This window comes from Bradyrhizobium sp. LB13.1, assembly GCF_054056815.1.
In genome coordinates this window covers 4,507,484-4,520,205 of the sequence record NZ_JBSRYQ010000001.1, presented here as the reverse complement: position 1 = coordinate 4,520,205, position 12,722 = coordinate 4,507,484, and the positions used below count along the sequence as shown (strand labels likewise).

Genomic DNA, 12,722 nt, shown 5'->3' with positions numbered 1-12,722 from the left:
GGTCTTTTACCCAGACTTGGAATTGCGGAATGACGGTGACAGTGCTGGACTGCACTGTCACCTCGCCTGATTCCGCTGATCGCTAAAAGCGATTACCAGGGCCCGCCGGTTTACGCTGGTGGGTCTTTCAATAGTAACGGCGCCTCGGACGGCGCTCGTAGTAATCATCGCCGTAATAGCCTTGCCGGCCCTGTTGAAACTGCGGCGGAACCGTTCCGGTCGGGTAACACTGGCCGTCGCGGCTATCGATATCGGCACCGTTTCCGCAAGGAACGGGATAGTGGCCATAGCCTCTACCGCCACGATAGTACTGCCGTGCGGCCTGTTCTTGCGGTGGCAAATAGCCGTTGGGGTAGCACATGCCGTCGCGGGCACCGACGTCCCAGCCGTTGCCGCACGGCGGCGGGTGTACAGGGACACGGTATTGAACCTGATGAACCTCACCGAGCTGTAGCGCCAGCAAGGTTGCGACAACGGCACCTATCATCGGATTGTCTCCCAATCGCAGTATGCCTACGCCTGAGCGGCTGAATGATCGCTGAACGGTTCACGCCGGCGCGCTCCCCAGCTCAGTCAAGTCTTTTCGTTCGACCGCAGTTGCGGACAGAAAATGGCTGGATCGATCTTCCACGACATCGAGCGGCTGGCGGCTGTCTGATGTTCGCATTACGCTCTCGGGACCCGCCCGTTCACGCTGGCGGGTCTTAACCTAGCTTTAGGAAACCGTTGTCCGGCGGCTTCCTGTCAGATAAAAAGGGAGCCTCCGCTAGCGTCAGTTGCGTCCGTGAGTCATGATTACGTACAAGCAGTACCATATCCAGCACGTTGAGCACGGCCCCAGGCGTTGGGTTGCCCGCATCACGCGGGCAGATGGCGGGAAAATCCGCACTGTCCTACCGGCGTCTGAGCATGCCTATCTCGAAACGAAGCCGACAGAGTCCGCCGAGGAAGCCGAGGAGCTTGCGAAGGAAGGCATCGACTTCGGCGGCGTGGTGTAGTCCGCCGTCGCAATCAGGGCCTTTTCATCTGCTCTCGCGAACAGCCATTGATTTTGCTTGGTGAGCGCGCTGGGGCTCGAACCCAGGACCCCGTGATTAAAAGTCACGTGCTCTACCGGCTGAGCTACGCGCTCCCATGGCCGCTGACGGCTTTCAAAGAGATCGCCATCGTGTTCGGACATTCGAGAAGCATGTCTTGCTGCCACGCCCTACTTGCGTCGCGGGGAAAACCGGCTGTTCTCCGGATCATGCTTTCGGCCCGCGCTGTGTAGGGGGATGGGGCGCGGAGGTCAATAGCAGGGGTGGCTGCCAAAACTCGCGGCAGAAGCGGGGATTTGCTCGCCGCTTCCGTGGTTTAAGTCGGGATTTTCAACTTGATTGGCGCACAGTCATCCACGCCCAAGAGCGAGGATGGCTTACCGGCCGAGGGCCTCGCCCGCGCCGCGAGGTCGTCTCGCCGTCAGTTCGCTTCGCGCCGGACCTCGTTCGGCAACGGCTGCGGCGTGCCGGCGGGGGTCGGCAGCGCGACGGGGCGCAAGCCGATCAGCTCGGCGGTGCGGATCGCGCTGTCGCGCCAGAACTGGAACGAGTTGATGCGGCTGAGCTCGAGGATGGCGATGGCGACTGCAGCCAGGAACGGCAGGCTTTGCAGCACCAGCACGCCCGCGAAGATGTAGATCTCGGTGATCTGGCGATAGCTGTTGGAGGCGACCAGCACGCCGGCGCCGATCAGGAGCAGGGCGCCGATCACGGCCTCCCAGAACGCCTGGAACTCTATCGACATCCGGGACAGGCCACCTTTGGAGGTGCGCGCGAACGCGATATGCTCGGTGATCAGTCCTTGCGCGACCGCGCGCGACACCGTCCATTGCACGCTCATTGCCGCGATCATGGCGCCCAGCATCTGGCCGGGCTTGATCGCGACGCGCGCACGGTACATCGACAAAAAGTGCGCGAGCGAGACAATGAAGGCGCCAATGATCGGCAGCGTCAAAATCTTGTCGGGGATGGCGATGTCGGCGAAGGCCACGATCGGCACCCAGATGAGGTTGAGCAGCGCCACGACCACGCCGAGGCTTTCGGCCCCAAGCCAGTTCAGCCAGCCGAGACCATATTCGCGCTTCTGGTCAGCCGTCAGCCGACTCTTTCCGGGCAGGAAGTTCCGCCAGTGCTTCTTGACGATCTGGAGGCCGCCATACGCCCAGCGATGGCGTTGTTTCTTGAAGGCCTCGTAGGTGTCGGGGAGCAGGCCCTGACCGTAGCGGTGGTTGGTGTAGTGCGTGGTCCAGCCGAGTTGGGCTGGATCGCTAGGCCGAGATCCGAGTCCTCGCAGATCGTATCGCTCGACCAGCCGCCGGCCATGTCCATCGCGGCACGGCGGATCAGGCACATCGTGCCGTGCACGATAATGGCGTTGGTCTCGTTGCGCTGGACCATGCCGATGTCGAAGAAGCCGGCATATTCGCCGTTCATGAGGTAGTGCATGATCGACAGATCGCCGTCGCGATGTTCCTGCGGCGCCTGCACCAGACCGACGCGCGGGTCGGCGAAGGCGGGCACGAGGTCCTTCAACCAGTCGGGATCGACGACGTAGTCGGCATCGAGGATGCCGATGATCTCGGCATCGACGGCGGTGCGGTCCATCGCGATGCGCAGCGCGCCGGCCTTGAAACCCTGCACCTTCTCCGCGTTGATGAACTTGAAGCGTTCACCGAGCGTGCGGCAATGGTCCTGGATCGGCTGCCAGAAGGCCGGGTCCGGCGTGTTGTTGATGATGACGACGCATTCGTAGTTCGGATAGTTCAGCCGCGACAGTGCATCGAGCGTCTGCTTGAGCATCTCGACGGGCTCGAAATAAGCGGGGATGTGGATCGAGACTTTTGGAAAGTAATTCTCGGGAACGTTCTCGACCGGCTTGCCCTTCGTGAGCAGCCGCTGCGGTGGCCGGCCGAACGCGACGGCGGCGATCTCGTCGATGCGCGCCATCGCAATGAGGACGAGGGGAACAAGCAGGATCATGCCCAGCGTCAGAGCGAAGGCCGAGCCGAAAATGAAATAGTGCCCGTTCCAGAACGCGAACACGGTGGCGGCCCAGGCGCCGACGCCATTGGCGGCGGCCGACAGCAGGAACGCCTGCTTCGCCGTCGGCTGTTCCAGCCGCAGGATCGGCAGCGACAACAGGACACCGACCAGCAGCGCTATACCCATCGACTTCCAATAGTCGGGATTCTCCACCGGGCCGGTCCAGGCGAATTTCGGCTCGCGGCTGGCGTTGAGGATGCCCCAGTACGGACCGACGCCGCCTTCGAAATATTTCCAGGGCTGATCGATGGCTTCGACGATGTTGTATTCCATGCCGATGGCATCGGCGCGGCTGACGAAGTTGCGCAAGGTCAGTGCCTGCTGGAACGGACCGGGGTCGGCATTGCGCAGATTGTAGCCCGCGCTCGGCCAGCCGAACTCGGCGATCACGATGCGCTTGCCGGGGAACAGGTTACGCAACAAATTGTAGCGGTCGACGGCCTGGTCGACCGCCTGGTCCGAGCGGAAATTTTCCCAGTAAGGCAGCACGTGGGCGGCGATGAAATCGACGTTGGAGCCCAGGTCGGGGTTGTCGCGCCAGATGTTCCAGATCTCACCGGTCGTCACGGGCACGCGGACCGCGCCCTTGACCTTCTTGATCATCTCGATGAGGTCTTCGACCTTCTGCTCGCCGCGATAGATCACCTCGTTGCCGACGACGACGCCATTCACGTTGCTGTTCTTGCGGGCGAGCTCAATGGCGGCCTTGATCTCGCGCTCGTTGCGGTCCGGGTCCTTGCCGATCCAGGCGCCGACCGTGACCTTGAGCCCGAACTCGGCGGCAATCGGCGGCACCAACTCGTTGCCTTCCGTCGCAGAGTAAGAGCGGATGGCACGCGTGAGGGTCGAGAGCTTTTTCAGATCGGCACGAATCTTGTCGGGATCGACGTTGTTGTCGACAGCATGTCCCGGTTCGAACGGCGTATAAGACAGGCTGGGTAACAGGCCCCTAAAGTCCGGCGCAGGTTCCTTGTCGCGCAAGACTCCCCAGAGGCCGGCGTGAAGCGCGGACACAAGCAACAGAACGGCGGCGACAACCCGCATCGCGGCTAAACCAAAAGGGGCTGAGGGGGCAGGGAAGCGGATCCGACCCCGAGATCCGACCAAGTCCGCGGCAAATGGAGCATACCTCTGCCGCGCGGTTTCACAACTGTCATGGCCTCATGACCGTATGAGGGCGTGGCAAATTTCGGAATACGCAGCAGTGCCAATTGCTTTCTATCGCCGATCGTTCCTGAACGGAGGCTGAAACAATCGCGGCTATTTCGAGGGCGCCGGTGGCGGGCTTGCCGCCGGCGAGGGGCTCGCGGCCGGCTGCGGTTGCGCATTGCCTGATGTCGGCGCGGCGGACTGCGAGGCCGCGGCGGCCGCCGCCTGCTGCGGCTGGGAGGCCGGATTGATCCAGCAAGCGTGGACACGGCTGTCCAGGGTCTCGGCGACCTTGGGATCGATCTGGCCGCCAAAGCGGGTCAGGCAGCGGAAGGCGGCCTGGATGTGGCCGCCAGGGCAGCCGAAGCGGTCGTAGAGGTCGAGATGGCGGAATGCGGTATCGAGGTCGTCCCGCCACATCAGCCGTACCACGCGCCGGCCGAGCCAGACGCATTCGGGGTTGCCGGCCGGGCCGCTGATGACCTGGGCTGCTTCGGCGAACTCGTCGGTGCGACGCTGGTTCAGGGCGGCATCCTTGGCGGCGTCGGCGGGCTGGGCGGCTGACTTGCTCTGGTCCGGGGCGGGCGTGCCGCTCTGGGCGGAGGCGCCACCGAGACCGACCATGACGAGAAGGGAAGTAACGGCCAAGGTGGCGGCGAACTGCCGCAGGACCGCATTTCGTAACTCGAACACCCGTTGCCGCATGAATTCCCCAATATATTCACTGACCGTCCGCGCCAGGACCTCGCGGACGCGCCGGTGATGGCGTCCAAATGGGTCTCCAATGCGGCGGAAAAGTCCTTTCGATTCCATGGCCTGAATTTCAAATTTTGTCCAGCAAAGTCACGATCCTAGGCCTCTGTCGAACGGCCGCAGGTAAATTCCTCAGGGGAGGGATCGATCCATACCGGAGCCACCCCCTTGGCAGATGGCGTGCGAGCAGGTAATCGACGGCCCTTCGCGGGAGGACGGAACTGATTTCTCTTCGTACACCACTGGCGCTTCTGCTCGTTTCACTGGGGGCGATTGCTGCCGTGTGGTGGTGGCTTGCCACGCCGATCACGCTCGCACGCGCCCCGATCGATCCCGCCGACAAGGTTCAGTGCGTTTCCTACGCGCCGTTCCGCGGCGAGCAGTCGCCGCTGAACGCATGGACCCATATCGAGGCCGATCAGATCGAGCAGGACCTGCGCCAGCTCAAGGAGATCACCGACTGTGTCCGCACCTACTCGATGGAGAACGGCCTCGACCAGGTGCCGGCGATCGCCGCCAGGATCGGCGGGCTGAAGTTGCTGCAGGGGATCTGGCTCTCCAGCAACCGCACCAAGAATTTTGAGCAGGCCGCGCTCGCCGTCCGCCTTTCCAAGGATTTCCCCGGCATCATCACCAGCATCATCGTCGGCAACGAGGTGCTGCTGCGTGGCGAGATGACGACCGCGGACCTAGTCTCCATCATCCGCTCGGTGAAGGCGCAAGTCAGCGTGCCCGTCACCTATGCCGACGTCTGGGAGTTCTGGCTGAAGAACCGCGACGTCTATGACGCCGTCGACTTCGTCACGATCCACATCCTGCCCTATTGGGAGGATTTCCCGGTCAAGGCGAAATTCGCCGCCGGCCATGTCGAGGCGATCCGCGAGCGCATGGCAGTCGCGTTTCCCGGCAAGGAGATATTGATCGGCGAAACCGGCTGGCCGAGCGAAGGGCGCATGCGCGAAGGCGCGCTGCCGTCGCGGACCAACCAGGCGCGCGTCGTCTCCGAGATTTTGTCCCTCGCGAAAGCGCAGAAATTCCGCGTCAATCTGATCGAGTCCTACGACCAGCCGTGGAAGCGCAAGCTGGAGGGCACTGTCGGCGGCTATTGGGGGCTCTATGACTCGGTGCACCGCAGCCTGAAATACCCGCCGGGCGAGCCGATCAGCAATTTCCCGTACTGGAAATGGTACATGGGCGCCGGCATGGGCCTCTGCGTGCTGGTGTTCGCGGTCGCCGGCCTGACGTTGCGGCGCAGGCCCTGGACGCCGCGCTTCTCGGCCTGGCTCGGTGTGGCGATCTCGGCGACCTCAGCGGGCATCCTGCTCGGGATCGGCGCCGACAAGATGTACTATGAGAGCTACGGCATCGGCGGCTGGCTGCTGTGGGGCGCGCTGCTCGCGGCCGGCATCCTGTCGCCGATCTTCTGCGCGCAGGCGATGGTGATCGGCCGCAGTCTTCCGACCTTTCTCGATCTGCTGGGCCCGCGCGAGGGCCGGAAATGGTCGAAGCTCACCGCCGTGCTGGGCCTCACGCTGGCGGTGACTGCGGTGATCGCGGCGCAGACCGCGCTCGGCTTCGTGTTCGATCCGCGCTACAAGGATTTCCCCTACGCCTCGCTGACGATGGCGGTGGTGCCGTTCGCGCTGTTGATGCTGAACCGGCCGCAGATCGGCCAGCGTCCGATCGCGGAATCGGTATTCGCGGGCGTGCTGACGCTGTCGGCCGCGTACGTGCTCGTCAACGAGGGCCGCGACAACTGGCAGTCGCTGTGGACCTGTGCGATCTATTTGTTGTTCGCGCTCACGATGTGGCGGGCGGCGGGCCGAGCAAATCCAAGAATGAACAGGCCGATCGCCAGGCCCGACAGCACGACATTGTAGAGCACGATGCCGAGGCCGGCGGCGATGATGCCGACGGTCAGCAGCACGATCGACGGCCGCATCAGATTCAGCGTCGCTACCACCAGCGCGACGATGCCGAACACCGAATTCTTGAACAGCACAGTCGAGACCGAGCGCGCCTTGCAGATCAGGGTCTGGAGCCCGGCGTCGCAGGCGAGCCCGACCTGCGAGTTTTCGATTCCGAGGTAGCGCAGATAGAGCGCATAGCCGACGGAGGCGAAGCCGACGACGATCAGGAACTGCACCTGGTAGGGCGTGAGGCGGAAGGGCTTTTTTGTCATGGCCGCAATATGGTCGGGATGAAGCGAGGGGGCAACAGGGCAGGTGGAAGTTTCTGCCTATCGTGGCGCAACTGCGCGCCATTGTGGCGGTGTGCAAGTCATCCACGCTCAGGGTAGCGGAGCATGACGCAACGATTTTCCACTGACGGCGATTATTGACGCCTGCCGCAGTCCACAAGGCTTATCGCCTGAAGAACGACGACAACGTCGATCCCGCTGACGCCGGCGCCGTCTCCGGCTTCGCCTGTGCGGCTGGCTGCGGAGCCGCAGGAGCAGGCGCGGGCTCCTCTCGCTTCGAGGAGCGTTTTGAGGAATAGCTGTGGCGGCGCTTGTCCGGTTTGGCGGCGGGCGCGGGCGCCGAGGCGGTGTCGGCTTGCGGCACCGAGTCCTGGGTCTTGTCGGAGTTCTTCTCCTGAACTCGATCCTGAGTCTTCTCTTGTCCCTTTTCCTGGCCGCCGCGCATTGACAGCCGCTGGCCGTCGAACACGGTGGTCTCGCAGTGGCGGTCGTTTTCGGCGAGGCCTGCGCAGAGCTTGGCTGCTGCGGCGGCGTTGATCAGCGGGCCGGCTCCCAAGCGAAGCTGCATGCCGAGGCCGGTGTTGCCTTCCTTGATCATGATGATCGGCCGCAGCGCCGCGATCTCCGGATTGGATTTGCTCAGCCCGCGCCAGAGTGCACGCAGGCCGTCGACCGAGTTCGCGCCACCGAGATCAATCGCAAAGCGCGTCTGCTGGACCGCAATCGCAGGAGCCTCGCTCTCGGCGGCCTCCGGCGGCTTCGCTGCCACAGCAGCGACTTCGATCGGAGCGGGCGCCGGGTCAGGCTTCTTCTCGGCAGCCTTCTCAGTTGCCTCGGGCTGCACCAGTTTTGATGCGGCCGGATCGGGCGGCGCCATGATCGACTTGGACGGCACCAGCGGAAGCATCGGCGGTGTCGAGGTCGTCAGCGGCGCGTGCGACAGGAGCGAGGCGGCGGCCGCGCTCTGCGTCGGCGGGCCCGACGGCTCCTTTGCGCTGTCTTTCGGCGCGTCCTTGGCAACTTCGGTGCGCGGCTTGTCGCTGACTGGTGCTGGTGTCGAGGCGACTGGCGCGACGCTGGGCGCCGGCGGTCCGACCAAAGCTGGCGCGTCCTGCGGCTTCGCAGCGGACGCCTGCGGCGGCGTGGTCGTCTGCCTGGCGATGGCGCCGGTGACAGAATCGAGCCCTTGCTCCAGCACGGTGACGCGCGAATAGAGCCGGTCGCGATCGGTGTTCAGTGTCTCGATGGCAGAGGCGAGGCGGCGGGCCTCGTTCTGGCTCTCCTTGGTCAGCATCTGGAGCCGGTCGGCCTGGTGCGCGAGATCGGCCGACGCGACCTGGTCGCGCCGCCAGCCGAGCTGGGCCTGGTTGGCGAATACGGCAATCACCACGGCGCCGACGGCCGCCACGCCCCACGAGCCCAGCCGCCACATCATGCTGCGATCGAACGAACTCTCCTCGGCCACAAGTCCGGAGAATAGCCCGCCGGTCTCCTTGGTGCCGAAGGCTTCCGCCAGTGGGTCGGAATCCTTTGCCATGTACGTTTAAGCGCCCAGCCCTGTCCGGCTTCCCCGAATCAATCAGGGAACATTAACAGGAAAACCTTGTCGCACTTGAATTCCGGGCGATTGCGGGGGTAGCAAGGCGATAGCTCATGACGGCATTGACCTGCCGCCGCCAACTGATTCGGCTGTATTTGACAGGATTTCGATGACCGCCCGTTCCAGCCTCACGATCGTGCTCGCCGCCGGCGAAGGCACGCGCATGCGATCGAGCCTGCCGAAAGTGCTGCATCCGGTCGCGCACCAGAGCCTGCTCGCCCACGTGCTCGGCGCTGCACCCAAGGGAACCGGTACCTCGCTTGCGGTGGTGATCGGCCCCGACCATCAGGCGGTGGCGGACGAAGCAAAGCGCATCCGCCCCGACGCGCTCACCTTCGTGCAAGGCGAGCGGCTCGGCACCGCGCATGCGGTGCTGGCGGCGCGTGATGCCATTGCGCGAGGTGTCGACGATCTGCTGATCGCGTTCGGCGACACGCCGCTGATCTCGGCCGAGACCTTCGCGCGGCTGCGCGCGCCGCTCGCCAAGGGCGCGGCGATCGCCGCGCTCGGCTTTCGCGCCGCCGATCCCACCGGCTATGGCCGCTTCATCGTCGAGGGCGACCGCCTGGTCGCGATCCGCGAGCAGGCCGATGCCAGCGCAGAGGAGCGCAAGATCGATCTGTGCAACGCCGGCGTGATGGCGATCGACGGACGCCGCGGGCTGGCGATCCTCGACAAGATCGGCAATGCGAATTCCAAGGGCGAATATTATCTGACCGACGCGGTCGGCATTGTCAGCGAACAGGGATGGGATGCCGTGGTGATCGAATCCAGCGAGGACGAAGTGCGCGGCATCAACACCAAGGCGCAGCTCGCCGAGGCCGAAAGCGTGATGCAGGCACGGCTGCGCAAGGCTGCGATGGAAGCCGGGGTGACGCTGATCGCGCCCGAGACCGTCTTTCTCGCGGCCGACACGGTGTTCGGCAAGGACGTCACCATCGAGCCGTTCGTGGTGATCGGTCCCGGCGTGTCGATCGCCGACGGCACGGTGATCCACTCGTTCTCGCATATCGTGCAGACCACGCTCGGCAGGAACGTTTCGATCGGCCCCTATGCGCGGCTGCGCCCCGGCACCTCGCTCGGCGACGGCGCGCGCATAGGCAATTTCGTGGAGACCAAGGCCGCGACCCTGGAGGCCGGCGTCAAGGTCAACCATCTCTCCTATATTGGCGATGCCACCATCGGTGCCAATTCCAACATCGGCGCCGGCACCATCACCTGCAACTACGACGGCTTCAAGAAGCACAAGACGGTGATCGGGCAGGGTGCCTTCGTCGGCACCAACTCCTCGCTGGTCGCGCCGGTGACGATCGGCAATGGCGCCTATATCGGCTCGGGCTCGGTGATCACGCGCGACGTGCCGGACGATGCCATGGCACTGGAGCGCAGCCCGCAGACTATCAGGGAAGGCGGCGCTGCGCGCTACCGCGAGATTAAGACGCGCGGCAAGAAGCCGGAGAAATGAGCGGAACTGTTTCTAGCTTGTAGTAAGCGCACTCCGTCCTCATCCTGAGGAGCCCGCTGGAGGCGGGCGTCTCGAAGGATGGCCGCGGGCGAGATCCGGGCCGTCATGGTTCGAGACGCGCTTCGCGCTCCTCACCATGAGGGTCGTCTTACGTGGCCGCTAGTCGTCGTCGGCGACGTCCGAGAACATCGCTCGCTTCAAGCGCCAGCCGCGCGGCCTGGCGCGCTTTGCCGGTTCGCCGCTGGCCTGCGTGGCGAGGACAGGCTTACTTTCCTTGCCTCGCTCCATGGCGCGCTGGGGCGGTGGCCAATGCGCAAGGTGCGTGCCTGTGGTCTCGCTGGCGTGCACGAATGTCGATGACAGACCTTTGCGGTCGGACGAGCCTTTCATGGCCTTATCTCCCGGAGAGGAAATCGTTGGCCAAATTTGTTGACAAGAAGTTAACGGACGCGGTTTAACGCCGGCCAATTCGACGCAGTCGAAGCAGGCGTGACGAGGCGCTGTCTCAATCAGCAATAAATATTGAGTATCTGGTTGCTTAGGAACTTCGCTAAAAACCGAAGTGTATCGTTTAGGCGATTTTTCGACGATTTGGGGGATAGTGAGCCGCATGTGCGGGATTGTCGGCATTCTCGGGCGCGAACCGGTTGCAGAGCAATTGGTGGATTCGCTCAAACGTCTTGAATATCGCGGCTACGATTCCGCGGGCGTCGCCACGCTCGAAGGCAAACACCTCGAGCGCCGCCGCGCCGAGGGCAAGCTGAAGAATCTGGAGAAGCGGCTCGAAGCGGAGCCTCTGAAGGGCACGACCGGCATCGGTCATACCCGCTGGGCCACCCACGGCAAGCCGACCGTGAACAACGCCCATCCGCATGCGACCGAGCGCGTCGCTGTCGTCCACAACGGCATCATCGAGAATTTTCGCGAGCTGCGCCAGGAACTCGAGAAGAACGGCGCGGTGTTCCACACCGAGACCGATACCGAGATCGTGCTGCATCTGGTCGACGATCTGCTCACGCGTGGCAACAAGCCGGTCGAGGCGGTAAAGCTGGCACTGGCGCGGCTGCGCGGCGCCTTCGCGCTCGGCTTCATCTTCGCCGGCGACAACGACCTCATGATCGGCGCTCGCAACGGCCCGCCGCTTGCCATCGGCTATGGCGACGGCGAGATGTATCTGGGCTCCGACGCCATCGCGCTGGGCCCGTTCACCGATACGATCAGCTATCTCGAGGATGGCGACTGGGTCGTGCTGACCCGCAACAGCGCCGACATCTTCGACAAGGACGGCCATGCCGTCCAGCGCGACAAGATCAGGCACGCGGCCTCGACGTCGCTGGTCGACAAGGCCAATTACCGCCACTTCATGGCCAAGGAGATCCACGAGCAGCCTGAAGTGGTCGGCCACACGCTGGCGCGCTATGTCGACATGGCGACCGAGCGCGTGTCGCTGCCGGTCAAGCTGCCGTTCGACTTCAAGGACATCCAGCGCATCAACATCACGGCGTGCGGCACCGCGAGCTACGCCGGTTTCGTCGCAAAATACTGGTTCGAGCGCTTCTCGCGCGTGCCGGTCGAGGTCGATGTCGCCTCCGAATTCCGCTATCGCGAGGCGCCCTTGCGCAAGGGCGATCTCGCCATCTTCATCTCGCAATCGGGCGAGACCGCCGACACGTTGGCCGCGCTGCGCTACGCCAAGGCCGAGGGCGTGCACACGGTTGCCGTCGTCAATGTGCCGACCTCGACCATCGCGCGCGAGAGCGAGACCGTGCTGCCAACCCTCGCCGGACCCGAGATCGGTGTGGCCTCGACCAAGGCCTTCACCTGCCAGCTCATGGTGCTGGCAAATCTTGCGATCGCGGCCGGTAAGGCCCGCGGCGAGCTGTCCGACGAGGACGAGACCAAGCTGGTCCATGGCCTGGTCGAGATCCCGCGTTTGATGACGGATGCCCTCACCACCGAGCCCCAGATCGAGAAGCTCGCACGCGAGATCGCCAAATCGCGTGACGTGCTCTATCTCGGCCGCGGCACCAGCTTCCCGCTCGCGCTCGAAGGCGCGCTGAAGCTGAAGGAGATTTCCTATATTCACGCCGAGGGCTATGCCGCCGGCGAGCTCAAGCACGGCCCGATCGCGCTGATCGACGAGACCATGCCGGTCGTCGTCATCGCGCCTTACGACCGCGTGTTCGAGAAGACGGTTTCAAACATGCAGGAGGTCGCCGCCCGCGGCGGCAACATCATCCTGATGACCGACGCCAAAGGCGCGGAAGAGGCGACCGTCGAGTCCCTCGTCACCATTGTGATGCCTGATATGGCGGCAGCCTTTACGCCGATCGTTTATGCCGTTCCCGTGCAACTGCTCGCCTATCACACGGCTGTCGTCATGGGCACGGACGTCGACCAGCCGCGCAACCTCGCGAAATCGGTGACCGTGGAATAGGCAACCGTGGAATAGGCACAAGGGATAATAGACACAAG

Annotated in this window: 9 protein-coding genes, 1 tRNA gene and 1 pseudogene; 4 read left to right on the top strand and 7 right to left on the bottom strand. The window is 63.9% G+C overall.

Annotated elements, in window-relative coordinates:
- Positions 1 to 127 precede the first annotated feature (127 nt).
- Positions 128 to 487: a hypothetical protein gene (locus ACVWYI_RS21475; RefSeq protein ID WP_247447228.1), complete on the bottom strand. Its 360-nt coding sequence runs from the start codon at positions 485 to 487 to the stop codon at positions 128 to 130.
- A 304-nt stretch (positions 488 to 791) separates the two neighbouring features.
- On the opposite strand from ACVWYI_RS21475, the gene ACVWYI_RS21470 reads away from it, so the two are divergent.
- Entirely contained in the window at positions 792 to 998 is a 207-nt protein-coding gene (locus ACVWYI_RS21470; RefSeq protein WP_247447229.1) for a hypothetical protein, read from the top strand.
- A 58-nt stretch (positions 999 to 1,056) separates the two neighbouring features.
- On the opposite strand, the gene ACVWYI_RS21465 is transcribed toward ACVWYI_RS21470, so the two are convergent.
- From ACVWYI_RS21465 to ACVWYI_RS21455, 3 genes and pseudogenes are all read right to left on the bottom strand, one after another.
- A tRNA-Lys gene (locus ACVWYI_RS21465) sits at positions 1,057 to 1,132 on the bottom strand.
- Between the two features lie 326 nt (positions 1,133 to 1,458).
- Positions 1,459 to 4,124, bottom strand: a pseudogene (locus tag ACVWYI_RS21460) (glycosyltransferase).
- A 216-nt stretch (positions 4,125 to 4,340) separates the two neighbouring features.
- Complete coding sequence (locus tag ACVWYI_RS21455) at positions 4,341 to 4,934, bottom strand: beta-1-3, beta-1-6-glucan biosynthesis protein (protein WP_456663132.1); 594 nt, start codon at positions 4,932 to 4,934, stop codon at positions 4,341 to 4,343.
- A 329-nt stretch (positions 4,935 to 5,263) separates the two neighbouring features.
- Here ACVWYI_RS21455 and ACVWYI_RS21450 point away from each other — a divergent pair, with 329 nt between their 5' ends.
- On the top strand, positions 5,264 to 6,862 hold the full coding sequence (locus tag ACVWYI_RS21450) for a glycoside hydrolase family 17 protein (protein ID WP_456663131.1): 1,599 nt from the start codon (positions 5,264 to 5,266) through the stop codon (positions 6,860 to 6,862).
- On the opposite strand, the gene ACVWYI_RS21445 is transcribed toward ACVWYI_RS21450, so the two are convergent.
- Positions 6,766 to 7,164, bottom strand: a complete 399-nt coding sequence (locus ACVWYI_RS21445; protein WP_456663130.1) for a hypothetical protein — start codon at positions 7,162 to 7,164, stop codon at positions 6,766 to 6,768. The two genes, ACVWYI_RS21450 and ACVWYI_RS21445, sit on opposite strands and share 97 nt — an antisense overlap.
- A 181-nt stretch (positions 7,165 to 7,345) precedes the next feature.
- Positions 7,346 to 8,719 carry a hypothetical protein gene (locus ACVWYI_RS21440; protein WP_456663129.1) on the bottom strand — a complete coding sequence of 458 codons (1,374 nt, stop codon included), beginning with the start codon at positions 8,717 to 8,719 and terminating at the stop codon, positions 7,346 to 7,348.
- Between the two features lie 172 nt (positions 8,720 to 8,891).
- Between ACVWYI_RS21440 and glmU the strand changes: the two genes are divergently transcribed.
- Positions 8,892 to 10,247 (top strand): bifunctional UDP-N-acetylglucosamine diphosphorylase/glucosamine-1-phosphate N-acetyltransferase GlmU, encoded by a 1,356-nt coding sequence (gene glmU, locus ACVWYI_RS21435; protein WP_456663128.1) that lies wholly within the window; start codon positions 8,892 to 8,894, stop codon positions 10,245 to 10,247.
- 159 nt (positions 10,248 to 10,406) lie between these two features.
- Here the strand turns inward: glmU and ACVWYI_RS21430 are convergent, their stop codons facing one another.
- Complete coding sequence (locus tag ACVWYI_RS21430; protein WP_456663127.1) at positions 10,407 to 10,637, bottom strand: hypothetical protein; 231 nt, start codon at positions 10,635 to 10,637, stop codon at positions 10,407 to 10,409.
- 220 nt (positions 10,638 to 10,857) lie between these two features.
- Between ACVWYI_RS21430 and glmS the strand changes: the two genes are divergently transcribed.
- Positions 10,858 to 12,684: a glutamine--fructose-6-phosphate transaminase (isomerizing) gene (gene glmS, locus ACVWYI_RS21425; protein WP_456663126.1), complete on the top strand. Its 1,827-nt coding sequence runs from the start codon at positions 10,858 to 10,860 to the stop codon at positions 12,682 to 12,684.
- Positions 12,685 to 12,722 lie beyond the last annotated feature (38 nt).